The organism is Pseudoalteromonas sp. TB64 (assembly GCF_000498095.1).
Taxonomy (GTDB): domain Bacteria; phylum Pseudomonadota; class Gammaproteobacteria; order Enterobacterales; family Alteromonadaceae; genus Pseudoalteromonas.
Window position 1 is genome coordinate 1 of sequence record NZ_AUTQ01000169.1, and the last position, 26,934, is coordinate 26,934.

Genomic DNA, 26,934 nt, shown 5'->3' on the forward strand with positions numbered 1-26,934 from the left:
TAGGGGCTGTTGATCTTTGTAGTATATATATTAATCAGCCCACATTGGTAGCCACATCATAGTAAATGCTAAAGCGAGCATGGAATGATAATTCCGTTCAAGCTTTTCATACCTTGTAGCTATCCCTCTATATTGTTTGATCCGACCAAAGGCATTCTCAACTAAGTGCCTATATTTGTACATGCACCAGTCAATATCTTCATTACCCACTAAACTGTTATCCTTGCGTGGAATAACGGGTGTAGCGCTATTATCACGAATAAACTCTCTTAGTTTTTCACTATCGTAGCCTTTATCTGCGACAACCACATTACTCGTTGGGCAATTGTCTACAAGTGACTCTGCATGGACGATATCATGCGTATTTCCACAGGATAATTCATAATAAACAGGCAATCCTCCGCTATCTACTGCAAGATGAATTTTAGTCGAATTGCCACCTCGACTCTTACCGATTGATTCATTGCCAGCGGTTCTTGCACCGCAACTATGCTGGTGAGCCCTGACAATACTGCCATCAATAAAGATCCAATCCATATCAGCATAGTGGGATAACACACGAAATAATTCATTCAAAATATCTTTTTTGGACCATAAATTAAATCGTCTATAGATAGCACTCCACGAGCCGAAATAAGACGGTAAATCTCGCCAAGGAATACCGGTACGCATCTTATAGAGTATGCCTTCGAGCGTTTTTCTATGCTCAGGCTTATTATAAATTCGACCACTTAAGTGCATTACTTTTGATAAGACATTCCATGTCGCGTCTGTTAACATTAATCTTGGCATGAGGGTTCGGTGTAACGTTTTTTAGCGAATTCAATTATACCTTATCCTCATGCTGTTTGTTTTTTATACCGCAAAGATCAACACGCCCTAGTAGACCCGATATATCCTTTTTAAGTTCCGGTATGCTTAATATTTGCGTACCTATTACTGATTTGAACTCTGAGCCGGAGCTTAAATTTAGCAACCGCTGACCAAGCGCTGATGCTTTAACATGCCGTGCCGCTAAATGCTCGCTATTAGGTAAACTTAATGTGTGTTGATGATTAATAATAATAACCGGTGTTGCTTTTGACGATAATGAATCATTTATCGCCTCTACATTAAGTAGTACAGGTAAGTCGGCTACATCTATAATTAATTGCTCAGCATGTGAAAGTTTTATTGGATATTTTAAAACTTCGTCAAGGTCAATACTAGCTAGTTCAGAAAAAGCACCTGCAACGCGTTTTAGCTCTTTGCTACGCTCAGAGACAATAGCTAATGTATTATTTTGTATTACATTATTTTTTGTTCTATCTACTTGAAGTGCAATACTAAAGAAAAACTCACACCCTTGCCCTTTATCACTTTTTAGAGTGATTTCGCCGCCCATTAGCGACACCGCATGTTTAACTATCGCTAAACCTAAACCCACTCCATGATGTATTCGTGTTGACGATTCATCACCTTGTGTAAATGCATCAAATAAACGTCTTTGATCGGCTTTATCTATTCCGCTTCCTGTATCAATAACTTTAAAGCAAATATACTGTAAATCTACGCTATCACTTTGCAATAAGTCCATTTTAAGGGTTATCGAACCTGTTTTAGTAAATTTAACCGCATTTGTTAATAGGTTACCCAACACCTGTTGTAGCCTAATACTATCGCATATAAGGTCGGGGGAAATTAACGGGTCTATATCAATAATAAACTCTATACCTTTATTTTCGCATAAAGGTCCCGTTAAACTATCGCAAATATCAATTAATTCAATCACACTAAACGATGCTTGCTTTAGTTCAGCTTGTGAACTTTCTACTCGTGCAAAATCAAGCATTCTATTAAGCATAAGTAGTAAGCTATGCGCAGCATGTTTAGCTTGATCAGTTTGTTGTAACTGCTTTTGAGTAAGCCCTTGCTCAATTAACATATCAAGTAAGCCTAAAACGGCATTAAGTGGAGTGCGAATTTCGTGGCTTAAATTAGCTATAAAACGGCTTTTAGCAAGTGTAGCTCGCTCTGCATCGTGTTTAGCTTTCGTAAGTGCGCTAACATCTTGAATATGAATAACGTAATAAGCAGGATCGCGGCTTTCATCCCACACAAGCGATACACTCAATTGCAACCAGCTAGTTAAGTTTCCTCGTGCCAGTGTTAAGTGATATACCCTTTTTTTATCGTCAAGTAATTGCGCTAATGTGGTTTTAATTTGCTCCCACTGCAATTCATTAAATAAAGCTTTAAGTGGCTCACCTACTAACACTTGTTGCTCAGAAAATTGCTTTCTAGCCGCTTTATTAACTTGTAAAATAGTATGCTCTAGTGAAAGCAATACCACACAGTTTGCAGCAAATTCAATCGCACTTCTAAATTTAGATTCAGATGCTTTTAAGGCAAGTAAAGCCTGCTGTTGCTCGGTAATATCGCGACCAATCCCCATTGTTCCCAACAAATGCTGGTGCTCATTGTAAAATGGTGCAATTGTTAATTGATACGACTTGGTATCAGTTTCTATTCGTTGCTCAACGCTATTTCTATTTTGTAAAACTTGTTTTTCTAGCGCAATTATTTGCTGATCGTTGTCACCTAAGTCATCTACATGTTTACCAACTAATGCAGTTTGATCTTTACCTATATAAGCTTCAAACGCTTTATTACATCCTAAAAACGAACCATCTATATTTTTAAAATAAATAAGATCAGGCACGCTGTTTAACATTGTATTAAGTAGGGCTAAGTGGCGCTCTTTAGCTTCATAGCTACGACTTAGTTTTTCTGATTGTAACTGTACTTTTTCATCAAGCTCTTTATTTGCATTTTGCAGCGATTCCACCAGCTCTTTATTTTTAGAAAACACACGCTTTACTTTAGAAAACCAAGGCTGCCAGTTAAGTGGAACTTTATAGTTTAATTGACCGTTTTGCTGCTCGTCACTTTGTGCTAAGTAATACATTAAATGTGTAACTGGTTTAACAATAATACGCTGGCTCAACCAAAAGAACACACAAAACATAAGACTCAAAAATAGGGTTAAAAATACAAATTCTAATAATATTTCATATCGAATAGGATTTACTAATTGCGGTTTAGGTTCGTAAAACGCGGCATGGATAGGTAAAGCACCCACTGCTTGCATAAAGTAATTATTATCACCGGTTAATACAGTCGATTTTTTATGGAATTCATCTAGCTTTGGCCAGTAAGGCTCTAGCTCTATAACTTGATCAATTGAATTTTTTGAACTGGCAATAATTTGATGAGACTGGTTCATAAAAACATATTCACCGCCATTAACAGGAGATATTTTTTTTAACCAAGCGGAAATAGCCTGCACATCATAAATTAAAATAATATAGTCGTGAGAACCAATTTCTCGCTGACGTCCAATTGCAAAGTACGCTTTATCATTTATTTTAATAATAGGACTTGAAGATAATTTATTTGGGGCAAATTCAGGTTTAAACTTACCGTTTAAAACCTCAGTTAATAACAAACTATGGCTCTTATTACGCCTAGCCACATAAGCAAAACCATCATCGTCAACATAAGCAACCGCAGACAAAGACTGCATTAACGCAAGTGTTGTATTAAACGACGGTCCTAAAGCTATAACCTGCTGCCACTGCAAAAGCGCACGAGCAGAATATGCAAAACTTCCTTTGCCAATAATCTCAGTGCCTTGATGATTAAAATCGCGATAGTAATAACCATCGTACTGATTAATATTTTCAAGCAAACTATTATTAAACGGCTGAAATGGCGGTTGCTGATATAAGGTAAACATAGCGGTTAGTAAGTCACTTGCAGCCTGCATGCCATGAGTTACCTGTGCAGACACACTATCAAAATCAGCTTCGCGCTTCTCAACAGCTCGCTCAAGTTTAATTGTATATAAATGCAGACACAGTAAAAAAGCAACAATTAGAGGTACTAAAAGCGCAACAAATAAAGATCGATAATAATGTTTGAGAGGTAGAAAATTCAACGTAGTGTCCGCGTTATGGCTCNCGAGCCAATTTGTTAAGCGCAAGTTATAAATTTTCTTCCGCAAATGACGCTAAGCGGCTACGCACCACACCATTGAGGTTTATTGTTGCACTGCCTTCAAAGTTTTTAAAGCGCTCAACTATATACGTTAAACCCGATGTAACCGGTGTTAGGTAGTTACTGTCTATTTGCGCCAAGTTACCCGTACAAATTAATTTAGTGCCTTCGCCGCAGCGAGTAATAATCGTTTTGAGTTGAGATGACGTTAAATTTTGACTTTCATCCAAAATTACTACCGCGTTTTGAATACTGCGACCTCGCATAAAGTTAACCGACTTAAACTGAACATTAGCTTTTTCCATTATGTAGTTTCGGCTCGATATTGGGTTTTCGTCGCCTTTATGTAATACCTCTAATGTATCGGTAATGGCTGNAAGCCACGGCGCCATTTTCTCTTCTTCCGTACCAGGTAAAAAACCAATAGATTCTGCAATCTCGGGGGTATTACGAGTTACTATTACTTTATCGTAAATACCTTTTTCGATGACCATTTCAAGAGCACTAGCAAGCGCTAATAAGGTTTTACCGCATCCTGCTGGACCAGTTAAAATAACAAGCTCAATACTTGTATCAAGTAAAGCGTCAAGCGCCATACCCTGATAAATATTTTTTGGTTTAACGCCCCACGCACTGTGATTCATTAAACGCTCAACACCAATATCTTTGAGCGTTATGTGCTCATCATCATAGGATTTAACACGCGCAGCAAAATGCTCACAGCCATCGAGTAAGTACTCGTTACAAAATACATCGGGTATTAAATCTTTAGGTACATGATGAAACGTATCACGCCCATGTTGCTCAGTATTGCACTGTCCTACATGGTCCCAAAAATCGCCTTCTATTTTTTTGTAGCCGCTGGTAAGTAAGGTTATATCGTCAATAAGTTGGTCGGTGCGGTAATCCTCAACATATTTAAGCCCTGCGCCTTTGGCTTTTAAGCGCATGTTTATGTCTTTTGTAACAAGTATTACTTTTGAATCACTGTGCTGTTTTTGTAAATACACCGCGCAATTAATAATACGGTGGTCGTTTTCGTTACCTGGCAAACCAGAAATAGAGTCAGCAAATAAATGATCATTTACAATAATAAGCGTACCCGCAGAGCTCGCTTTTGCTTTTTTATTACTTGGCAGCGCCACACCTTGTAGCATTTGCTCGGGCGTTGCATTTTTAAGTACTTCATCTAATCCACGAATAGCAACGCGCGCATCGCGGCTCACATCATGTTTTCTATCTTTTATGTGGTCGAGTTCTTCAAGCACTGTCATCGGAATTACAACGTCATGTTCTTGAAAAGACAAATAAGCGAGGGGTTCGTGAAGTAGTACGTTGGTATCTAGCACATACATTTTACTTTCAAGGTTCGAAGCTTTTTCCATAGCACTTTCCTTACGTTTTATGATTTTTATGCTATACCCAAATAACTAAGTAAAACGGGCAAAACCAAAACCTGCAATACTTAATTGCCAAGGCACATTGTAAGTTTAGTCTATTTGTCATAAAAGTCCGTTTTATTACAAACTACAATTAGTTTTGATTTATTAAAAAAGAATCATGTATTAGCCTTTTTAATAGTAATAATTAACACTTACATAATTAATTAAAAGTGAGCCAAATAGCGCCTTGCAGTGGTGTTAGCTTACAGGTAACATAGCCGCCTTTTTCATCATAGACGAGACATACATGAATTTTTCCTTAGGTCAGCGTTGGATCAGTGATACAGAGTCAGATTTAGGATTAGGCACCGTTGTTGCCATTGAAGGCCGTCAGGTCAGCATATTATTTCCTGCCAGTGGTGAGAGCCGTGTTTATTCTTCGGCAGAAGCACCGGTTACCCGTGTGGCATTTAATCCTGGCGATGTGATCAAAAGCGTTGAAGAATGGGAATTAGAAGTAGAGTCTATTGAAGTACAAGGTGAGTTATTGTGTTATCACGGCACCCGTGTTGATAACGGCGAAACTGCCAAGCTTAAAGAAACCTTTTTAGATCATTTTATTAAGTTTAATAAACCACAAGATCGTTTATTTGCTGGTCAAGTAGATCGCTTTGATCGCTATACACTTCGCTACCAAACGTGGTTACATAAATTTGAACGTGAACAATCGCCTATTAAAGGCTTAATTGGTCAACGTGCTAATCTTATTCCGCACCAGCTTTATATTGCCCAAGAAGTGGGTAAACGTTTTGCACCACGTGTACTTTTATCAGATGAAGTAGGCCTTGGTAAAACAATTGAAGCTGGCATGATTTTACACCAACAAATTATTAGTGGTCGTGCAAGTCGCGTATTAATAGTTGTACCAGAAAACCTACAACACCAATGGTTAGTAGAAATGCTACGCCGCTTTAACTTACACTTTTCTATTTTTGATGAAGAACGTTGCGACGAAGCGTTTGCCGACTCACCAAACGTGTTTGATACAGAGCAATTGGTACTTACAAGCCTTGAGTTTTTAACCAAGAAAAAACGCTGGTTTGAACAAGCAACGCTTGCTGATTGGGATTTACTAGTAATCGATGAAGCCCATCACCTAAGTATAAATAACGGTAAGCCAAGCTCAGAGTACCAACGTATGGCAGAGCTTAGCCAAGATATTCCAGGCCTTATTTTACTTACAGCAACGCCTGATCAACTTGGTCACAGCAGCCACTTTGCACGTTTGCAATTACTCGACCCTGATCGTTTTTACGACTACGACGTGTTTAAAGAAGAAGAAGCAAATTATAAAGACGTAGCTGAAGCTGCAAATCAATTACTGCAAGAGCAAGGGCTAGACGACGCAGCCAAAGCCACACTAATTGAGCTATTAAAAGAAACCGATATTACTGATATTCTTGAAAAAGCACAGCAAGGTGATTTACCAGCACGTAAAGAAATACTTAACATGCTACTCGATCGCCACGGCACAGGTCGTATATTATTCAGAAATAGCCGTAGCGGCATTGATGGTTACCCAAGTCGTAAATTACACGCTTACCCAATGGCACTGCCAAAACAATATAAAACCGCTATGTCGGTACTAGGCAACATGGGTGGCATTCAAAATGCTGAACTAAGCGCACATCGTGCACTTTTCCCTGAAAAAATATTTCAAGAGTTTGAAGGTGAAAGCGCAAGCTGGGGTTTATTTGACCCACGTGTAGATTGGTTAATCGAAACACTTAAAACGCTTAAGCGCGAAAAAGTACTACTTATATGTGCTAAAGCTGAAACAGCTATCAGTCTTGAGCAAATACTGCGTGAACGCGAAGCAATTAAAGCATCGGTATTCCACGAAGGCATGTCTATTATTGAACGAGACCGCGCTGCTGCATTTTTTGCAGATGAATATGATAATGCACAAATATTACTGTGTTCAGAAATTGGCTCAGAAGGTCGTAACTTCCAGTTTTCACATCACTTAGTATTGTTTGATTTACCATTGAACCCAGATTTACTAGAGCAGCGTATTGGTCGATTAGACCGTATAGGTCAAACACAAGATGTGAACATTCATGTTCCATATTTTGAAAACACCGCTCAAGAAGTACTGCTACGTTGGTACAACGAAGGTCTAGACGCATTCGAATCTACCTCGTCAACGGGTCAAATGCTTTATAAAGAGTTCCGTGATGACCTACTTGAATATATTTCTGCGCATAACTGCGATGAAGACGAACTAGATCCATTACTTGAGCAAGTAGCACAGCAAAATGCCGTACTGCGTAAAAAAATGGAAAGCGGACGAGATCGTTTACTAGAACTACATTCATCGGGTCAAGGTGCTGCAGATTCGCTTGTAGCTGAAATCGAAAAACTCGACAATCAGTTTGAATTACCAAGCTACATGATCAACGTGTTCGACACATTTGGTGTAAGCCAAGAAGATAAAGGTGAAAATACCATTATCTTAAAACCAACTGAACATATGTTAAACCCATCATTCCCATCGCTTAAAGAAGACGGTATGACGGTTACCTTTGATCGCGAAACAGCGCTTTCGCAAGAAGACGTGCACTTTGTTAGTTGGGATCACCCAATGGTGCAAGGCACCATGGATATGATTTGTGACGACGACTTTGGTAGCGCATCAGTAGCATTACTTAAAAACAAAAAATTACCGCCAGGTACCTTTTTTGTTGAGCTAATTTTTGTTGCCGAAGCAATGGCGCCAAAAGTATTGCAAGTTGGTCGCTTTTTACCACCTACACCAATTCGTATATTGCTTGATAAAGCAGGCAATAACCTTGGCGAAAACGTAGCGTTTGAAGGTTTTAATCAGCAGTTATCTGCTGTTGGTCGTCAGACAGCAAGTAAACTTGCGGGCGCATTGCAAAGTGCTGTACACCCTATGATTGCTACCGCTAAAGATATGGCACAAGAAAAGCTTGAAGTTATTCGCGCAGCGTCGCTTGCTAAAATGCAAACGTCACTAAATGAAGAGCAAGAGCGACTTGTTGCCCTTAAGCAAATTAACCCAAATATTCGCCAAGAAGAAATTACCTTCTACGATAAGCAACGCAACGACATAACTACGTATATTGAAAAAACGCAGTTACAACTTGATGCAATTCGATTAATAGTGGTTTCACACTAATCCTCAGTGTCGGGTTATAGACCTTTTCGATAATAATACAAAATCATTATGTTCGATGCTGTATTATTATCGTGTTAAGAAGTTGTATAAAAGAATTCGGATCTTTTATAAAGTATTAAGGTCGTTTAAGTGATCTCAAGGATTCCTTAAATGATCGACATTACAACATTTAGCGTGCCTTTATAAATATTCAAGTTTTACTTTAGACTCTGTTGTTCTTTGTTGTACGTATATCACTCGCCCATATTGGTAGCCACATCATAGTAAACGCTAAGACGAGCATTGAATGATAGCTTCGTTCAAGCTTTTCATACCTTGTGGCTATCCCTTTATATTGCTCAATTCGACCAAATACATTCTCAACCAAGTGCCTATATTTATACATGTACCAGTCAATATCTTCATTCCCCACTAAGCTACTACTCTCACATAGAATAAAGGCTGTAGTGTTAAATTCCCTCTGTATTTTACTATCGTAGACTTTGTCTGCGACAGCCACATTGCTTGCTGTGCAATTGGCTACGAGTGACTCTCCGTGAACGGTATCATATGTATTTCAACACGATAATTCATAATAAACAGGTGTAGTGGATAATAAAATTTGGTCACAGTTTTAGAATCTTTGTATCTGACCTCAGACTCATTTGACGCTAAACCAGCATTATAGCAATATGGTCTAACATTATTGTAATATTCATTTATGTAACCACTAACGCTATATTTAGCATCTGTAAAACTTCCATATCCAATCTTTGGCATCCATTCCGTTTTAAAGCTTCTAAAAAATCGCTCCATTGGCGCATTAGCCTAACAATTTCCGCGCCTACTCATACTTTATATGATTTTATAGCGCCATAAACGTTAGCGATACTTCAAGCTCGTATAATGACTACCTCGGTTTGAGTGGAACATCAGTCCTGTCGGTTTTCCTCTACTTTCATACGCAAGTTCAAGCGCTTTTAGCGTTAAATTAGTGTCTGGCGACAACGACATTACTCAGCTAAACACTTTGCATGCAAATAAATCAATAATAACGGCTAAATAAGTCCAGCGTTTACTTGTCCAAATATACCTTACATCACCACACAACACAGTATCTGGCTCAACAACATCAAACTGCCTATCAAGCAGGTTTGGGATTTCAAGGTGCTCATTACCTCCGCGTTTATATAAATGTTGAGATACTTGGCAGCTTTTTAGATTAGCAGCACGATAACAACTCAATTCAAAGTCATTACTCGTTGCTATTGTAGCTATTGTAGCTATTGTTCTCGCACCTGCTGAGCCTCCACTTATTCCATGTATTGCTTTGAGCTTCACCCTCTAACCTTATTTACTCAGGAGTGGATGTTATATCGCGTAGAGCCCAGTATTCATAGCTACTACGATGCACATTAAATAGGCTGCATAAAACACTAATAGGGTAACGCTCTCGTTGATTTAGTTTCTCGATTAACGAGAATTATTTAGGGATCCAGACATCAAGAGAGCGGTAGCCTTTTTAATATATTCTTTCTGATTCAATGTTTTATATTTTTTAAAGCTCACTTATTTCAATTTATTCAGGCGTCATTGGTGAAACTCATGGTGACTGACCATTTCGCTCTAGCTTTAATTGAGTAACTCATTTACTGACGGTTGATTTACCAACCGCCATCGCTTTGGCTGATTCTTCTTGCGTATAACCTTGGTCAACTACAAGTTGATTTATTTCTAATTCGACTACAGAAAAGTACGTTACACGGTTTAATTTCGTCATTTTTTTCACCCAAATTTGTATGCAAATAGCATAACATTTCTTTCTTAATGGGTGACTAAAATTACTGCACCACTACAGATATGTACTTTTTCCGCAAACCCGCTCCATATTTTTCATCCATTATATTAATCATTTCATCTTTGATTAAATCCTTTAGGCATAAGTATTCTATCTCACGCTCTAAACGTTTAATTTTTTGTGCCGGGGTTTCTTTCGATTTAGGCATGTTGGTCATATAGGACCAATCTAATTTACCATATTTTCGCAGCCATATCAGAACGGTGCTACGACCTTGAATGCCGTAATGACTTTGCGCTTATTTATACGTGAAGTCGCCTTTTTCTACTTGCTCAGCAATGGATAATTTAAAGCCTAATGTATAATCTCGTTGAGTACGCTTAACGTCTTTAGTTTTAGTAGTTTTCATAAAATAAGTCCTAAATGTGTAAACACATTTCAGGACAAGACAGATCAACGGATCTTTGAAAGCTACCTCCAATAAGAGTATAGAGGCTTTATTAGGAACCGCATTAACATTGATACACTGCCTAATATTATTGATACAAAAGAAAGAACTAGTATTCGGGGGGAGGTTACTTCGTTATCTATAAAGACCACATTAATGTACTTATCAGTCTTGTAGAGCGGAAACGAACGCATCAATCATAAGTCAGGCAGTCAAGCTAATAGGAGACAGTTTACCTTACCACGAAGTGCTAGCTATATGTTTAGAGTATGGCGCCTATCTCGTAAACCCCTTTTATTTATAGCTATAGGAATTGAACAAAAATAAAGATAGTTTATTTCGATAGTACTAACCAAAATCAACACATTTCAAAAATATCAAAATTAGTAGATCTTGCTGCATATTTTTTATACACATCAAGGTTTAATCTTTACACTATATTAAATATTAAGCAATCTATAGATTTAGAAATAGCCACATATTTTGAATATATGGCTTTGCATAAAAATACTGTTTGAACTATTTTAATTACAGTCCCGCGCGCTCTTTAATTACTGCAATAAGAGGTGAACTAGCATAGCTACTCTCAGCCCAGGCTATGTCTGCGCCATCTGCTAATGAGCTTTTAGATAAGTTTTTAACAATGTACTCACCCGTATCTACTGCGCTACTTGCAACAGCATGGCGTAATAAGTTATTACCATTACATTCGACCGCATCGTATATATTACGAATTTTTACACGAGAACTTTTAAGTTTACTGCGTAAACGGTTTTTGTCGTCCGCTGCAATATACTCACAAATAGATACAGCCAATTGATCATCTGCATTTGCAGGTGCTGTATAAACAAATGAACCGGCTGTTATAGCAGCAATAACAACTAGCTTTGGTAATTTAAACATTGAAAACCCTTCCTGGTACTTTATTCTTATATTGATTGGTTAATATTGTACCAATCTACTAAGGTTTTCGCAATAATGTTATCGGTTTTTATATAAAGTTACGAATTTATAACTATGTTTATTTTTATCATCAGGCTGTTTACTTTCTTCACTTTTCACTTCCCAATTGGCTACTTTTTGATAATCTGGAAACTGAGTGTCACCTTTAACGTCTAAATCAATAAAGGTTAAATATAAACGATCTGTGCGTTCTAAAAATTGCTGATAGATATTTCCACCACCAATTATCATAACTTCTTCAACATCACAAACCAGCTCTAATGCAGCCTCCGGCGTTGTTACAGTCTCAATACCTACAGCTTGATATTCGCTATTTCGAGTGATAATAATATTACGTCGACCTGGTAAAGGACGACCAATAGACTCAAATGTCTTACGTCCCATGATTACAGGTTTACCCGTAGTCACTTTTTTAAAATGCTGAAGATCGGCAGGTAAATGCCAAGGCATTTTATTATCTAGACCAATTACACGGTTATTTGCCATAGCGGCGATCATTGAAATTATCACACTAAATACCTAATACTTTATTACCAAACAAAGAAAAAGGAGCATAAGCTCCTTTTATATAATCAATTATAATTAACGCTCGTAGACTACTTCTACGTCGTAATCACTTTCATCCCAGTCGTCCCAATCATCATCGTCACCTTTAGTGGCTTTTTTATGATAAGAGTCCCACTTAAACTCAACTTCTTCATCTTCAATTTCAGCAAACTTCTCTTTCGGCATGCTATCTAGCAGCGTCATGATGTTGTGAATTAAAGGCTGAGTATTAAGTTTATTAATAGCTGAGATGCTATAAATATTTTCAGTTTCGCCTAGCTCTTCTGCAATTTTTTCACATAGAGCTTTTGCTTCGTCTTCCGGTAATAAATCTATTTTATTAAATACCAACCAACGCGGCTTCTCGGCTAATTTAGGGCTGTACTGATGTAACTCATTAATAATAGCAAACGCATTATCAATAGGGTTTGAACCATCAGCTGGCATTAGATCGATTATGTGTAATAACACACGACAGCGCTCTAGATGCTTTAAGAATTGTATTCCTAAGCCAGCACCGTCAGAAGCTCCTTCGATTAAGCCTGGAATATCGGCAATAACGAATGATTTATTAGCTTCAGGACGCACTACACCTAGGTTAGGTATAAGCGTAGTAAACGGGTAGTCTGCAACTTTAGGTCTAGCTGCAGATACGCTACGTATAAATGTAGATTTACCCGCATTTGGTAAGCCTAGCAAGCCTACATCAGCTAATAAAAGTAGCTCAAGCTTAAGGTTACGTACTTCACCTGGTGTACCCAACGTTTTTTGACGAGGTGCTCGGTTAGTGCTTGATTTAAAACGCGCATTCCCTAAGCCGTGGAAACCACCCTTTGCAACTAAAATTCTTTGACCATGTTGAGTTAAATCGCCAAGCCCTTCTTGTGTTTCAACATCCATGATACGTGTACCAACCGGTACCATAACAAATAAGTCATCAGCCTTTCTGCCAGTACAGTTACGACTACGACCATTTGTACCACGTTCAGCTCTGTGAAAGCGTTCAAATTGATAATCGATAAGGGTATTTAAGTTTTCATCAGCTTGTAGATAAACACTACCACCGTCTCCACCGTCACCGCCATCAGGTCCACCATCTGGAACATATTTTTCACGACGGAAAGACACGATGCCGCTGCCACCGTCACCAGCTTCTGCGCGAATTTCTACTTCATCTACAAACTTCATGATTACTCACTTTAGGGATTGGCTTGTTAATTTAACTATTATATACCGAAGTAGCCTTTAGAGCACACAACGAAAAAATACTTAGGTATATATTGCAAAAGAACTGAAAACAAAAAACCCCGCAAAGGCGGGGTTTTTTAACTACCTTACTGATTACTCAGTTACGATAGTTACGTATTTACGGTTTAAAGGACCTTTCTGTTCAAATTGAACTTTACCATCTGCTTTTGCGAAGATAGTGTGGTCTTTACCGATACCTACGTTTGTGCCCGGGTGAAAACGAGTTCCACGCTGACGTACAATGATGCTACCCGCTAGAACTGATTCGCCACCAAAACGCTTAACACCTAGGCGTTTGCTTTCTGAATCGCGACCGTTACGAGTACTACCAGCTGCTTTTTTATGTGCCATTTCTAAGTACCTCTAATTAAGCGCTAATGCCAGTGATTTTAACTTCAGTGAACCATTGACGATGGCCCATTTGATTACGAGAGTTTTTACGGCGTCTAAATTTAACAATTTTAATTTTTTCACCGCGACCGTGTGAAACAACCTCAGCTGTTATCTTGCCACCGTTTACGAACGGTACACCGATCTCAATCTTCTCACCATCAGCAACTAAAAGCACTGAATCAAATTCAACTGCCGCACCAGTTTCAACGTCTAATTTTTCAAGACGAATCGTTTGACCTTCAGTCACACGATGCTGTTTACCACCACTTTGGAAAACCGCGTACATAATTAACTCCGTCTGTGTGCCCTCAAATCGGCACAACTAAAATATTCTTCGATAGGGCGCGAAGTCTACGCTAATGCTAAAAAACAAGCAACCCTGTTTTGTAATTAAAAAGAATAAAAAGTAGCTACATTGAGGACAATTCATTATTTCCCCCATTTTATATTAATTAGCCCTTTTGCCAAGGGCTTTTTAACAGTTCGCGTAAATAAATTAATGCTTTTAAATATGAGCGCTGCGGTACAATTATTAAACTCAATAACGACTGGGTTTTGATTATCTATTAATCAAGTATCTTTGCTAATTAAGCCTCTATTAAGAACTTTAAAGGTGTTTTTTCAACGAATCGTCACAAAATATCGAGCTAGCCCTTTTTTTGTTGTACAATCTGCGCCGTTCACACATAAAAATTGGCTCGGAGATCAATGGATATACAAGCTATCCAGGCGTTAATCAAAAGCGATATGAATGACGTCAATCAACTTATACATGCGCAAATGCGCTCAGACGTAGCCTTAGTTAACCAACTTGGCTTATACATTGTTAACAGCGGTGGTAAACGTGTACGCCCAATGCTGGCTATTCTAGCGGCTAAAGCGCTTGGCTATCAGGGTAAAGATCACATTACGCTCGCAACTATCGTGGAATTTATTCATACGGCGACGTTATTACATGACGATGTTGTAGATGAATCAAATTTACGACGAGGCACGCCCACAGCAAATGCTGAATTTGGTAACGCGGCAAGTGTGTTAGTTGGTGACTTTATTTACACTCGCTCATTTCAGCTAATGGTTGGTCTTGGTAAAATGCAAGTTATGCAGGTACTTGCCGATGCGACTAACATTATTGCTGAAGGTGAAGTGCTGCAACTTATGAATTGTAATGACCCAGATACAACTGAAGCGAGTTATATGCAGGTTATTTATTCAAAAACAGCTAAATTATTTGAAGCTGCAACGGGGCTTGCTGCCATTATTACAGAACAAGACCAAGCAACTCTTGACGCATTAAATGCATACGGTATGCATTTAGGTACTGCGTTTCAATTGGTTGATGATGTACTTGATTACAATGCAGATGCCGACCAACTAGGTAAAAACATTGGTGATGATTTAGCTGAGGGCAAACCAACCCTTCCACTTATTTATGCAATGCAACACGGTAACGAGCAGCAAACGCAGCTTATACGTGATGCTATAGAGCATAGTAATGGCATGGATCACTTAGATGATATTTTATCTGCGCTTAAACAAACTAATGCACTTGAATTTACAATGAAAAAAGCTGAAGTTGAAGCAGATAAAGCTATCGCATGTTTAGACTTTTTAGCTGAGTCTGATTATAAGCAAGCGTTAATAAGCCTTGCTCGCATAGCGGTTGATCGCGACCACTAGCTTTAACACTTTATATTATGTGCATAAACTCCGAACAATAAAAAAGCCTGCAAATGCAGGCTTTTTTAATACTTGATTTAGGCTATTACGCCATGAAATCAACACCTTCTTTTATGTCTTTTTTCAATGTTTCAAGCATGTCATTTTTTGCTTTAGTTTCAAATGCGCTTAGCTCGCCGTAAGAAAGAATTTCTTCTACGCCGTTTTTACCTAAACGTACTGGGTGTGCAAAGTATTCTGCATCGCCATTTTCAACAGCAACGTATGCGTAATCTACAACGTCTTCACCTTGTAGGCCTTTAACTAAAGACATACAAAAACGTGCAGCAGCAGCACCCATTGATAATGTAGCAGAACCGCCACCAGCTTTAGCATTTACAACTTCAGTACCCGCATTTTGGATACGTGGAGTAAGTGCAGCAACTTCTTCATCAGTAAAACTAACGCCTTCAACTTGAGAAAGTAAAGGAAGAATAGTTGTACCAGAGTGACCACCGATTACAGGAACTTTCACAGTCGCTACGTCAACGCCTTTAAGTTCAGCAACAAATGCTTCTGAACGAATCACATCAAGAGTAGTAATACCGAATACGCGTTTAGCGTCGTAAGTACCTGCTTTTTTAAATACTTCAGCAACAATTGGAACAGTGCCGTTTACTGGGTTAGTAATAATACCCACTAACGCTTTAGGACAGCTAGCAACAATGCCTTCTGCTAAAGTTTTGATGATGCCAGCATTTACATTAAATAAATCAGCACGATCCATACCTGGTTTACGTGGCATACCCGCTGGGATAAGAACGATATCAGAACCTTCAAGCGCTTTATTTAACTCATCAGCGCCAAAACCAGCTACTTTTACATCTGTTGGGATGTGAGAAAGGTCAACCGCAACACCTGGAACCACTGGTGCAACATCATAAAGTGATAATTCAGAACCAGCTGGTAAACCTGTTTTTAATAATAAAGACAACGCTTGACCGATACCGCCCGCAGCACCTAATACAGTAACTTTCATTGGAATTCTCCGTAATTTGAGGTAGGAAATACTTGTGGCACATAAGATAAAGAAATTAAGAGCTAAAAACAAATTTATCCTGCTTATTTTAAGTATATTTTCGACCATAGTCGTAAACTTATTAATTTAATAACCTCAAACTGGCAAGTTAAGTAAACAACTACTGCATAATTATTCATTATTGTGTAGAATTTACAGCATAAATAACAAAAAATGAATGTAGGCTATGCAACCACAAGATAAACAAGAAGCACTGGTAAAAGCATTTAAATCACTTTTAAAAGAAGAAAACTTTGGCTCTCAAGGCGAAATAGTTGACGCGTTAAAAGAGCAAGGCTTTGACAATATAAGCCAAAGTAAAGTATCGCGCATGCTGAGTAAATTTGGTGCTGTACGTACTCGTAATGCAAAACAAGAAATGGTTTACTGTTTACCTGCGGAAATGGGTGTACCAACAGCAAAGAGTCCGTTACGCCAATTAGTTATTGATATTATGCATAACGAAATGATGATCATTATTCGTACTAGCCCTGGCGCTGCACAATTAATAGCACGTTTACTTGATTCATTAGGCAAAGCAGATGGTGTATTAGGTACAATTGCAGGCGACGATACAATATTTATCGCTCCTGCAAAAATATCTGAAATAGACGTAACACTGGAGCGTGTACGACTTTTATTTGATAACGTTTAATAAATTAAGTAAAAGCTTAAAGCTGCTTTAAAAATCCTACTGAGGGTGCAAAAAAAGCAGAGCCCATATCGGCTTNTTGAGTAAAATCAAGCCAATGGTCGTAGCACTCTCCTTCCCCAAGACGGCTTTTTAATACCTTTTCAAATGCAGTACCTGTAGAGGCGCATGTTATAGATAACATTCCCTGCTCGTAAACATCACCGTAAGGCATACTTTGATTTAATAGTAGTGGTTGTCCGTTTTCATCTTTTAACTCGTTACGTACAGCATGAGAGGTCTCTAAAGCTGGTGTAATCAGTGTATTATCAAGGCGTGTTCGACCCATTATTTGTTCTTGTTCACTCAACGACAAATGCTGCCATACGCTTAAATCATGTTTATAACGCTGCACATGGATATAGCTGCCTTGATCTTCAAAACTCTCTGGTTTATTTATTAATGCCGTAGCACGCTTTTTTCTTCCAAGCGCAGTATCTCCACCATAAATAAAACCGTTAAAGTCTCGACCATCCAAAAAACGAAAGTTACGAATCTGCTCCACCAACTCTACATCAGGTGCAAATAGCTTTAAAATTTGCAACGCAAATAAATGATTAACGTCTTCTCGATCAGAACGTATTTGTACAAATAAATCGCATGGCTGAACACTCATAGAGTGATCGCTGTGATTTATATTTGGAAAGCTTTGTAATTCACTCGGGATATATTCAGGTAAAATATGCGGCCAATACTGCGCACCAATAGCAACCATACAAGACAACATTGATTCAGAAAACTGATCGCTAAATTCTTCTTCAATCGCATTCACTTGCTTTAGTTTTGCGCGCAGAGACTCATCTTGACCATCAAATACATTAAAAAATAAATGCAAACCGTGTAAGTTTGCTTCAGCACAAATCCCTGATTGCGCTTGCGCCATTGTTATTCCTTAGCTTATAAACAAATAAACACGGCGAATTAAAGTTAATTATAATTCGAAGAAATTCACCGTATGAGGTTTTATTTTTATTATAACCTGTTCATTTTGCTCAAATGACTGGCCATATTGTGCAGCAACTTCAATTTCTTGTTCTGCAATCACAACAGTGTAAACATAAGCAGAGCCAATAAAACGACTGTTTAATATTTCTGCCCGCTCGCTTTGCTTATCACTTGTGTTGTCGCTAATTAGCTCTATTTGATGAGGGCGAACATATATTTGCCCAACTCTTGCCTTGTGCTTATGTAAAACATCAGACTCGACTACACCAAATGGCGTTTTATATTCAGTTGCTGTTAATGCATTTGCGCTTAAGTATATGCCCTGACCCAGAAACTCTGCAACCTCCTTTGAACTTGGTGATGTAAAAAGCTGCTCTGGCGACCCTTGTTGCGCAATTTTACCCCGATGCATAATGGCAAGCGTATCTGAAAAAGCAAATGCCTCCTCTTTTGAATGCGTAACAAACACAGCCGATACTTGTTGGGTTTTAATAATTCGACGAATATCAGCAATTAATTCAAAGCGTACTTGCGTATCTACATTTGAAAAAGGTTCATCGAGTAATAGTAAACTTGGTTTGTAAGCAAGTGCGCGAGCAATCGCAACACGTTGTTGTTGACCACCAGAAAGTTGATGCGGGAACCTATCGGCACAACCAATTAAGTGCACGAGTTTAAGCATTTCATCAACGCGTTGCTGTTTTTGAGCTTTATTCATTTTACTTAGCCCAAATGCAATATTATTAGCAACAGTTAAATGAGGAAATAATGCATAATCTTGAAACATCATTCCTATATTACGGTGCTCTGGCGATACAAATGTTTGTCCATCGCTCACCAGCTTTGCATCTATAAATACACTGCCCTGCTTAGCTTCAATTAAACCAGCGATTGCTTTAAGTGTCGTGGTTTTTCCGCAGCCACTGGCTCCGAGTAAACACACAATTTCATCTTTACCAACCGTTAAATCTAAACCATGAAGCACCTGCGTGCCATTATAGTGATAGCTTACGCCTTGCAAAATTAAACTACTCATTTAGCTACGTTGCTCCATAGAACGATTAATAAAATACAAAGGAATAAACCCAACAACAACGATAAATAAAGCCGATACAGAAGCAAGCTCTAACTGCTCATCACTTACATATTGAAATACATGCGTAGCTAAACTCTCAAACCCAAAGGGCCTGAGTAATAATGCTGCTGGTAGCTCTTTCATACACTCAATAAATACAAGCAATGCTGCTGTAAGCAACCCTCGGCGTAATAAAGGTAAATGCACTAAGCGAAGCGTTTGCCCTTGGCTTTTACCCATTGACTGGCTTGCCATATCAAGTGATGGGCTAATACGTAAAAAACTCGATTCGATTGCACCATGTGCAATCGCATAAAAACGCACAACGTAAGCAATAATAATAGTGATAATACTGCCCGTAAGTAACAAACCTATATCAAGATTATAAGGCTCTAGTGCAACGTTAATAGAGTTCTCTAATAATGTGAGCGGTAGTAATACTGCAATGGCAAGCACCGTACCAGGAAGCGCATAACCGGTGCTTGCTAAGCGCCCAGGTATAAGTGGATAAGTACTTTTAGATACCCGCTGATAAAACACAACCAATATACTTAAAAAAATTGTGACTAAGCTAACAATGCCAGCTACTTTTAAGCTTTGCCAAGCATAGCTAAAAAATTCAACATTCCATGCTTTGTCAAAATAAGTAATTGCATAACCTAAAAGAATTGCCACGGGCAACACAAAAGCAAGAAACAAAATAACACTACAAAAAGCAGTTGCTAGCCAAGCCGACTTACCTTTTAATATATAAAGGGATTCACTATTAACGCTTGATTGGCGCTCAAATACCGCTTGCTCGCGACGACTAAAACGCTCTGCCATTAATGCTAAAAATAATAGTAGCAGCATAACGCCTGATATTTTTGCGGCAGNACGTGTCGTATACAGCCGTAGTTAATGTACTCACTGCAAAGTAGCTTACCGTTGCAAAGTCAGCCATCGTTTCCATACTAATTAGCGCTAAAGCCGCTACAATTGCCCCACGAGAGAGCACTAAGCTCACTCTAAAAAAACTTTGTCTAGGTGTAAGCCCCATCAATTGGCTTGCTTGTACTAACTTAAAGGATTGTTCTCGTAATGCGGTTTTAAAAATCAAATACAAATAAGGATAAAGCACTAAGGCAATCATCACCATCGCCCCCGGTAATGTGCGTATATCAAAAAACCAGTAATCGTTAGGAGACTGCCAGCCAAACCAGTCTCTAAGTGCTATTTGTATGGGTCCCGCGTAATCGAGTAAATCGGTATATACATAGGCAATAATATAGGTGGGCATAGCAAGGGGCAGCATAAGTGCCCATTCAAACTGTTTTTTACCTGGGAAGCTACAATACGCAGTAAGCCAACCAAGCGGCAATGCAATTGCACAACTGAGTAAACCCACGCCTAAAATAAGCAGTACAGTATTTGTTATATAATCCCAAAGCACAGTATTCCAAAGGTGAGTAAACACCTCTGAGTCGCCTTGTAAAGATTCAAAAAGAAGAAAAAACAACGGAGCCGACAATAATAAACCTGTCGACCACGCAAAGAGCTGCCATTTAGACAGCTTAAATTTATAAGTCATTAAAGATCGAACTTCACCTCATCAATCAGCTTAAGTGCCAACGGACGATATTTACTGATCTCATCCAGTGGTAAGCTGTCTTCCTTAAAGCCTCCCCAAGACGCAACCAAACTTGATAATTCAACACCAGCCTTAACCGGATACTCCATATTAAGCGAGGCATACATGTTTTGTGCTTTATTGTCGGTCATATACTCTATGAGTTTCAAGGCATTTTCGGCGTTTTTTGCATACTTTGTAATAACAGCGCCAGAAACATTTATATGCGAACCACGATTTGTTTGATTAGGAAAATTAATATTTACCGCTTCAGCCCATGATTTTTGTTCGTCATCTTGCAACATTTTGCCAAGGTAATAACTATTACCTAACGCTAAGTTACATAATCCCTCTTTAACAGCCTTTACCTGAGCACGGTCATTACCTTGAGGTTTACGCGCTAAGTTACTTTTAACACCTTCAAGCCACGTTTTAGTCTCAGCTTCACCGTGATGGGCAATCATTGATGCAACAAGCCCTAAGTTATACGGATGCTTACCTGAGCGAGTGCAAATTTGCCCTTTGTATTTAGGATCAGCTAAATCTTCATAGGTAAGCTCTGGTAATTTACCAACACGTTCTTTTGATGAATAAACATTTCGTACACGTTTTGTTAGCGCAATCCACTGCCCATCCCCATCACGAAAAGCAGCAGGAACATTTTCATTTACGCTATCACTCTTTATAGTTTGCGTTAAATTTAGGTCTTCTAACTGAACAAGCGCACTAAAATTAGAGGTTAAAACCAAATCGGCTTTACTGTGTTTTCCTTCGCGTTTAACACGCTCAATTAGTCCTTTATTAGCAAAAACAACATTGGTTTTAATACCTGTTTGTTTTGTAAAATCGTCTAAAATTGATTGTATTAAATACGGTTGACGAAAAGAGTAAATATTAACGACATCATTTGCAAAGGCAGGTACCGATACAACTAACCCTAATACGGTAGCGAGTGTTTTTTTCATTACTTCACCTAAATAATAACTATTATCAAATAATTCTATCGTGATCAGCAATAAAGTGCACACTTTAAATAATTGTAAACAGATAAAAGCGTCCAAAAAGGAAATGCCGTGTAAGAGATCTCTCACGGATATGGCAGCTAATGAGTAAAAAGCTATACAAAAAACCAGCACAAAACCAGTAAGCCATTATATTTAAAGGTTTTATTTGTTTTTACTATTGAGTAAATACAAATTAAATACAGTTTATGTCCTACTTTAGTTGCCTAAGCTCTTTATAATTACCACATCAAGCAAGCAATGATGCTTATCGAGTAAATGGAAATGGATTACTTACTCGAACAACCAATGATTAGGTTACTAAGGACAGAACGGATTTTAGGACAGGCTCTGGATGAGTATCGCAATGGAATGTTGCACAAAGGATAGCGTTAGGAAGACGCGAAAAGGATAACAACACGGGTTAAGTTGTTTAACAGGTTGTTGAAGGAATACACGGACAGGCCTTTAGAGGTAACACAATGGATTTGTTAAAAATGGATGCACTTGGAAGTGCAATATAAGGATTTGGTAATAGTATTTACCCTACAGGATGTTTAGGAATAAAGGATACAGACCCGGATTGGTCTACATTACATAGAACTAAAAAGTAATATAGTAATAAACATGGATTAGTGAAAATTGGAGTTGATTAAGTTCAATTGCAGGATGCAGAAAATTAGAAGATTCCGCAAGCGCGTTCTAGAAATAGAGCGCGCTTTTCTTCATTTAAAACACAACGCACAACACTCTACACCTACCGTAAAATAAAGTTATAAAAAATAGCTAAACTACTTAAGCACTCTGCCGATATGTAAGCATAGCTTCGTTAATAACTCACAGGTATGTGCTTAAAATTCAACTACAGCAATTCAGCTGATATTTCTAAAATAAATTCGCTAGAGCAACTACAATCAGTTGGATCTTTTGACGATTACTTAGTAAAGAAAAACCCATATCAAACATTATTGAACACTCAATACTATGATTTTTTGAATATGTCTTTAAATGAGTTTAAAAATATTATTAACGTAATAATTAACTTAGAAAGTGACATAAGAACAAAAAAATATGGCAGCTACGCAAGAGTTGACCCCTTTGGTTACCAACTTAATAAAGTCGCTAATGCTATAAAAAACACTCGCTTTGTAGGCAAGCTTAATATTTGCGATTATTTTTTTAAAATAACCGCGAGCACTAATCAAATGAAACTAGATGGGTTTGATTCGTCTACTGAAGTTCATACAAATTTAAGTAGCATATACGAAACCGTAGCACAGCTTACTTCTGAGTTGGGGTTTAAAGCAATTCAACGAAAAGCTAAATTTCACCTAGGTCAATAGCCTGTAAATGCATAGCGTCAAACTAAATAGACAGCGGTCTGCCTTTATTTCGCTTACCTAATAAATAGGCATCACGAAACTTAATAAAATGCTGCTCTAATTTTGAAGATGCATCCATTTCGCCCGCAAGAGCCAATACCATAATAGCAACTTCTGCAGTACCTAATTGATGCGCATGAGGGGCAACACGTAAGCGGTAATCTGATAGCTTATCAGCAGTAACAGAAAGTACAGGCAAGTTATCTAAGTATGGGCTTTTACGAATCATTTTTTTGGCTTCACGCCAAGTACCATCCAAAAAGATAAATAAAGGTTTTTTACCTTCTTCAATATTCACTTCTGTAATTGCTCTACCCTCTTCTACATCTTCAGCCGGAAACACAACCAATGGCTGATATTGTGAATCGCTTATCAAAGCTAAAAGAGCTGGGTTAGGATCTGTTCTATCCCATCTAAATGCATGGTTATCGGGTACTATTTCAGCAATTAAGCGCCCTGTATTAGAAGGTTTAAAGCTTTCATTGTGATACATCAGTAAGCATACCGCTGCTTTACAATCTGCGTGCTCAACACCTTCACAAATACAGTAATGCTTAGCTATTAGGCATTGCTCACAGCGATCCATTTTTGCGCCTCGAGCATTAAACTCACGACGTGATTCACTTATTTGTTGAGCGCGTAATGCTAAAACTGAGTTTTTCACTGTATTTACCTTCAATTAATTAAGCCCGCATTGTAACGACTTATCGTTATTTAATCTTATATTTATCTAGTTTGAATTTGAGAATAGTTTGTTTTAAAAATTATTCATCTATTAACACTATGCCGACTAACTCACACAGCTGAGCTAAGCTAAAAATAGGCATAAAAAAACCCAACCTAAGTTGGGTTTTTCAAACAAAAACTAAAAAGTTAAATTACTTCTTTTTAGCTGCTTTTTTGTTTGGTAAGTCAGTGATCGAACCTTCAAAAATTTCAGCTGCAAGGCCAATAGATTCATTCAATGTAGGGTGAGCATGAATAGTAAGCGCTAAGTCTTCACCATCAGCACCCATTTCAATACCTAGACCGATTTCGCCAAGCATTTCGCCCGCGTTAATACCAATCATAGCACCACCGATTATACGGCCACTTTCTTTATCAAAGATAAGTTTAGTAGAACCCTCAGTACGAGATGATGCAATAGCACGGCCAGATGCTGCCCACGGGAATACCGCAGTTTCAATTTTTAAGCCTTGCTCTTTTGCTTCTTTCTCAGTAACACCTACCCAAGCGATTTCTGGGTCAGTATACGCAATCGAAGGAATACATTTAGGGTCGAAGAAATGCTTCTGACCAGAAATAACTTCTGCAGCAACATGACCTTCATGAACCGCTTTATGCGCAAGCATAGGTTGACCAACTAAATCACCAATTGCAAAAATATGGCTTACGTTAGTACGTAATTGCTTATCAACATTAATAAAGCCACGCTCATCAACATTTACGCCCGCTTTTTCAGCATCAAGTAAGTTACCGTTCGGAGTACGACCAACTGCAACAAGTACTTTGTCGTAACGAACTGGTTCTGCTGGTGCGTTTTTACCTTCAAACGTTACGTATAAGCCGTCTTTTTTAGCTTCAACGCCAACAACTTTAGTTGAAAGCATTACGTTGAATTTTTTGCTTACGTATTTTTGGTAAATTTTGATAATGTCTTTATCAGCTGCTGGAACTAATTGGTCAGCAAATTCTACAACGTCAATTGCAGAACCTAGCGCACGGTAAACCGTACCCATTTCAAGACCGATAATACCACCACCAAGTACAAGTAGTTTTTCTGGTACGTCTTTAAGCTCTAATGCGCCAGTAGAATCAATTACACGATCATCTTGTGGGATGAAAGGTAAGTTAACTGGTTTAGAACCTGCTGCAATAATCGCGTTATCAAACGTGATAGTTGTTGCGCCATCTGCGCCTTCAACTACTAAAGTATTGCTGCCAGTAAATTTACCGTAACCAGATACAACTTTAACTTTACGCATTTTAGCCATACCGTCTAGCCCGCCAGTTAACTGGCCAACTACAGAATCTTTCCAAGAACGAACTTGGTCTAAATCTATTTTTGGTGCGCCAAAAGTAACACCGTGAGATGACATTTCAGCTGCGTCATCAATCACTTTAGCTACGTGTAAAAGTGCTTTAGAAGGAATACAACCAACATTAAGACATACGCCGCCTAATGTTTCACGAGATTCTACTAATGTAACTTCTAAGCCCAAGTCAGCAGCACGGAAAGCCGCAGAATAACCACCAGGACCACCGCCTAGTACAACAACTTGAGTTTTTAATTCGTTGCTCATGCTTTTACCTTAATTGTTTGAACGGGACACTGCCCTAAAATTTAACTGCCATGTTTCTGCAAGGCAGAAAGAGTGAGCAGCGCACAAAGTGATGCAATTCGTACAAAGATTGTATCATTGCAAATGGTAAAAATCCCAGCTAAAAACAACTGGCTGGGATTTGATTCTATTTATTATCTAACGATTACATCACCAATTGGCGAATATCGCTCATGTAACTTGCAAGAGTCACAGTAAAGCGTGCAGCTAAGGCTCCGTCAATAACCCTATGGTCGTATGACATAGACAGCGGAACCATTAGTTTTGGTTCAAACTCTTTGCCATTCCATTTAGGTTTCATTTCAGACTTAGACACACCTAAAATAGCCACTTCTGGTGCATTAACAATCGGCGTAAATGCCGTACCGCCAATACCGCCAAGGCTAGAAATAGTGAAACAACCACCTTGCATATCAGACGATGTAAGCTTGCCGTCACGTGCTTTAACAGATACTTCCATTAATTCGCGTGATAGTTCAATAATGCCTTTTTTATCAACATCTTTAAACACTGGTACAACTAAACCGTTTGGCGTATCAACTGCAACACCAATGTTAATGTACTTTTTAAGGATTAAGCTTTCGCCGTCTTCAGAAAGCGATGAGTTGAATTTTGGAAATTCAGCAAGCGCTTTTGCAGCTGCTTTCATTACAAACACAAGTGGTGTAATTTTAACACCCAGCTTTTTCTTCTCGCTAAGCACATTTTGCTCTTTACGGAATACTTCAAGGCTTGTGATATCAGCTTCGTCAAACTGTGTAACATGTGGGATTTGCACCCAGTTACGGTGTAAGTTTTTGCCTGATAGCTTTTGAATACGAGACAGCTTTTGCTCTTCAATTTCGCCAAACTTAGCAAAATCTACTTTAGGCCATGGAATAAGACCAAGCTCGCTGCCACCAGCATTACTACCTGCTGATAATTGACCAGACTCAACTTGCTTAACTAAGTTTTTAACATAGTTTTGCACGTCTTCTTTAACTATACGGGCTTTACGACCAGTGCCTTTAACGTTAGCTAGATTAATACCAAACTCACGCGCTAAGCGGCGAACAACAGGTGATGCATGAGCATACGCGCTGTTTTCTGTGAAGCTTTCATTACTTGCTTTTGCAGGTGCTGCTTGAGCCGGTGCCGACTCAGTTTTAGCCGCTG

20 protein-coding genes and 3 pseudogenes are annotated in these 26,934 nt (G+C 38.5%); 4 read left to right on the forward strand and 19 right to left on the reverse strand.

Features of this window, described 5'->3' with window-relative positions; translation table 11 throughout:
• Positions 1 to 30: 30 nt before the first annotated feature.
• From L647_RS0114035 to L647_RS0114045, 3 genes are all read right to left on the reverse strand, one after another.
• The gene (locus L647_RS0114035; protein WP_024611512.1) at positions 31 to 792 is read right to left on the reverse strand and encodes an IS5 family transposase; all 762 of its coding nucleotides are present in this window, start codon (positions 790 to 792) and stop codon (positions 31 to 33) included.
• 34 nt (positions 793 to 826) lie between these two features.
• Positions 827 to 3,979 carry an ATP-binding protein gene (locus tag L647_RS0114040; RefSeq protein ID WP_029880481.1) on the reverse strand — a complete coding sequence of 1,051 codons (3,153 nt, stop codon included), beginning with the start codon at positions 3,977 to 3,979 and terminating at the stop codon, positions 827 to 829.
• Between the two features lie 46 nt (positions 3,980 to 4,025).
• Positions 4,026 to 5,423, reverse strand: coding sequence for a PhoH family protein (locus tag L647_RS0114045; protein WP_024611642.1), 1,398 nt, complete (start codon positions 5,421 to 5,423; stop codon positions 4,026 to 4,028).
• A gap of 304 nt (positions 5,424 to 5,727) precedes the next feature.
• Here L647_RS0114045 and rapA point away from each other — a divergent pair, with 304 nt between their 5' ends.
• A complete protein-coding gene (rapA, locus tag L647_RS0114050; protein WP_024611643.1) occupies positions 5,728 to 8,622 on the forward strand; it encodes an RNA polymerase-associated protein RapA in 2,895 nt (964 codons plus the stop codon).
• A 202-nt stretch (positions 8,623 to 8,824) separates the two neighbouring features.
• Here rapA and L647_RS0114055 read toward each other — a convergent pair whose 3' ends face one another.
• From L647_RS0114055 to rplU, 8 genes and pseudogenes are all read right to left on the reverse strand, one after another.
• Positions 8,825 to 9,121, reverse strand: a complete 297-nt coding sequence (locus L647_RS0114055) for a transposase (protein WP_024611644.1) — start codon at positions 9,119 to 9,121, stop codon at positions 8,825 to 8,827.
• Positions 9,122 to 9,228: 107 nt separating this feature from the next.
• A pseudogene (locus L647_RS1000000125360) lies at positions 9,229 to 10,381 on the reverse strand (IS3 family transposase); the annotation flags it as partial.
• Between the two features lie 76 nt (positions 10,382 to 10,457).
• Positions 10,458 to 10,808, reverse strand: a pseudogene (locus tag L647_RS1000000126475) (IS3 family transposase); the annotation flags it as partial.
• A 567-nt stretch (positions 10,809 to 11,375) separates the two neighbouring features.
• Positions 11,376 to 11,750, reverse strand: a complete 375-nt coding sequence (locus L647_RS0114080) for a DUF3718 domain-containing protein (protein ID WP_024611647.1) — start codon at positions 11,748 to 11,750, stop codon at positions 11,376 to 11,378.
• Positions 11,751 to 11,828: 78 nt separating this feature from the next.
• The gene (folA, locus tag L647_RS0114085; RefSeq protein ID WP_024611648.1) at positions 11,829 to 12,320 is read right to left on the reverse strand and encodes a type 3 dihydrofolate reductase; all 492 of its coding nucleotides are present in this window, start codon (positions 12,318 to 12,320) and stop codon (positions 11,829 to 11,831) included.
• A 72-nt stretch (positions 12,321 to 12,392) separates the two neighbouring features.
• Positions 12,393 to 13,544 (reverse strand): Obg family GTPase CgtA, encoded by a 1,152-nt coding sequence (cgtA, locus tag L647_RS0114090; RefSeq protein ID WP_024611649.1) that lies wholly within the window; start codon positions 13,542 to 13,544, stop codon positions 12,393 to 12,395.
• Between the two features lie 153 nt (positions 13,545 to 13,697).
• The gene (rpmA, locus tag L647_RS0114095) at positions 13,698 to 13,955 is read right to left on the reverse strand and encodes a 50S ribosomal protein L27 (RefSeq protein WP_002957747.1); all 258 of its coding nucleotides are present in this window, start codon (positions 13,953 to 13,955) and stop codon (positions 13,698 to 13,700) included.
• Positions 13,956 to 13,971: 16 nt separating this feature from the next.
• Positions 13,972 to 14,283, reverse strand: coding sequence for a 50S ribosomal protein L21 (gene rplU, locus L647_RS0114100; RefSeq protein ID WP_024611650.1), 312 nt, complete (start codon positions 14,281 to 14,283; stop codon positions 13,972 to 13,974).
• Positions 14,284 to 14,705: 422 nt separating this feature from the next.
• On the opposite strand from rplU, the gene ispB reads away from it, so the two are divergent.
• Entirely contained in the window at positions 14,706 to 15,677 is a 972-nt protein-coding gene (gene ispB / locus L647_RS0114105) for an octaprenyl diphosphate synthase (protein WP_024611651.1), read from the forward strand.
• A gap of 85 nt (positions 15,678 to 15,762) precedes the next feature.
• Here ispB and mdh read toward each other — a convergent pair whose 3' ends face one another.
• Positions 15,763 to 16,695 (reverse strand): malate dehydrogenase, encoded by a 933-nt coding sequence (gene mdh, locus L647_RS0114110; protein WP_024611652.1) that lies wholly within the window; start codon positions 16,693 to 16,695, stop codon positions 15,763 to 15,765.
• A 226-nt stretch (positions 16,696 to 16,921) separates the two neighbouring features.
• Here mdh and argR point away from each other — a divergent pair, with 226 nt between their 5' ends.
• A complete protein-coding gene (gene argR / locus L647_RS0114115; protein ID WP_024611653.1) occupies positions 16,922 to 17,389 on the forward strand; it encodes a transcriptional regulator ArgR in 468 nt (155 codons plus the stop codon).
• A gap of 16 nt (positions 17,390 to 17,405) precedes the next feature.
• Here argR and L647_RS0114120 read toward each other — a convergent pair whose 3' ends face one another.
• The 4 genes and pseudogenes from L647_RS0114120 to L647_RS0114135 form a co-directional block, all read right to left on the reverse strand.
• Positions 17,406 to 18,308 (reverse strand): Dyp-type peroxidase, encoded by a 903-nt coding sequence (locus L647_RS0114120; protein ID WP_024611654.1) that lies wholly within the window; start codon positions 18,306 to 18,308, stop codon positions 17,406 to 17,408.
• A gap of 48 nt (positions 18,309 to 18,356) precedes the next feature.
• On the reverse strand, positions 18,357 to 19,406 hold the full coding sequence (locus L647_RS0114125) for an ABC transporter ATP-binding protein (protein ID WP_024611655.1): 1,050 nt from the start codon (positions 19,404 to 19,406) through the stop codon (positions 18,357 to 18,359).
• Positions 19,407 to 21,015: pseudogene (locus tag L647_RS01000000124275) on the reverse strand (iron ABC transporter permease).
• Positions 21,015 to 22,019, reverse strand: coding sequence for a Fe(3+) ABC transporter substrate-binding protein (locus tag L647_RS0114135; RefSeq protein WP_024611656.1), 1,005 nt, complete (start codon positions 22,017 to 22,019; stop codon positions 21,015 to 21,017). The pseudogene L647_RS01000000124275 and the gene L647_RS0114135 overlap by 1 nt, the downstream one beginning before the upstream one ends.
• A gap of 881 nt (positions 22,020 to 22,900) precedes the next feature.
• On the opposite strand from L647_RS0114135, the gene L647_RS0114140 reads away from it, so the two are divergent.
• Positions 22,901 to 23,398 (forward strand): hypothetical protein, encoded by a 498-nt coding sequence (locus L647_RS0114140; RefSeq protein ID WP_024611657.1) that lies wholly within the window; start codon positions 22,901 to 22,903, stop codon positions 23,396 to 23,398.
• Positions 23,399 to 23,420: 22 nt separating this feature from the next.
• On the opposite strand, the gene L647_RS0114145 is transcribed toward L647_RS0114140, so the two are convergent.
• The 3 genes from L647_RS0114145 to L647_RS0114155 all read right to left on the reverse strand — a co-directional run.
• Positions 23,421 to 24,101, reverse strand: coding sequence for a tRNA-uridine aminocarboxypropyltransferase (locus L647_RS0114145; RefSeq protein WP_024611658.1), 681 nt, complete (start codon positions 24,099 to 24,101; stop codon positions 23,421 to 23,423).
• Between the two features lie 214 nt (positions 24,102 to 24,315).
• Entirely contained in the window at positions 24,316 to 25,740 is a 1,425-nt protein-coding gene (gene lpdA, locus L647_RS0114150; RefSeq protein WP_024611659.1) for a dihydrolipoyl dehydrogenase, read from the reverse strand.
• Between the two features lie 184 nt (positions 25,741 to 25,924).
• On the reverse strand, positions 25,925 to 26,934 hold a 1,010-nt coding region (locus tag L647_RS0114155), incomplete at its 5' end, for a 2-oxo acid dehydrogenase subunit E2 (protein WP_024611660.1).

Bases quoted from the DNA above. Each gene is read 5' to 3' on its own strand.
- L647_RS0114035 (WP_024611512.1), bottom strand. From the start codon at position 792: ATGCCAAGATTAATGTTAACAGACGCGACATGGAATGTCTTATCAAAA.
- rapA (WP_024611643.1), top strand. From the start codon at position 5,728: ATGAATTTTTCCTTAGGTCAGCGTTGGATCAGTGATACAGAGTCAGAT.
- L647_RS0114080 (WP_024611647.1), bottom strand. From the start codon at position 11,750: ATGTTTAAATTACCAAAGCTAGTTGTTATTGCTGCTATAACAGCCGGT.
- cgtA (WP_024611649.1), bottom strand. From the start codon at position 13,544: ATGAAGTTTGTAGATGAAGTAGAAATTCGCGCAGAAGCTGGTGACGGT.
- rpmA (WP_002957747.1), bottom strand. From the start codon at position 13,955: ATGGCACATAAAAAAGCAGCTGGTAGTACTCGTAACGGTCGCGATTCA.
- rplU (WP_024611650.1), bottom strand. From the start codon at position 14,283: ATGTACGCGGTTTTCCAAAGTGGTGGTAAACAGCATCGTGTGACTGAA.
- ispB (WP_024611651.1), top strand. From the start codon at position 14,706: ATGGATATACAAGCTATCCAGGCGTTAATCAAAAGCGATATGAATGAC.
- mdh (WP_024611652.1), bottom strand. From the start codon at position 16,695: ATGAAAGTTACTGTATTAGGTGCTGCGGGCGGTATCGGTCAAGCGTTG.
- argR (WP_024611653.1), top strand. From the start codon at position 16,922: ATGCAACCACAAGATAAACAAGAAGCACTGGTAAAAGCATTTAAATCA.
- L647_RS0114125 (WP_024611655.1), bottom strand. From the start codon at position 19,406: ATGAGTAGTTTAATTTTGCAAGGCGTAAGCTATCACTATAATGGCACG.
- L647_RS0114135 (WP_024611656.1), bottom strand. From the start codon at position 22,019: ATGAAAAAAACACTCGCTACCGTATTAGGGTTAGTTGTATCGGTACCT.
- L647_RS0114140 (WP_024611657.1), top strand. From the start codon at position 22,901: ATGTGCTTAAAATTCAACTACAGCAATTCAGCTGATATTTCTAAAATA.
- lpdA (WP_024611659.1), bottom strand. From the start codon at position 25,740: ATGAGCAACGAATTAAAAACTCAAGTTGTTGTACTAGGCGGTGGTCCT.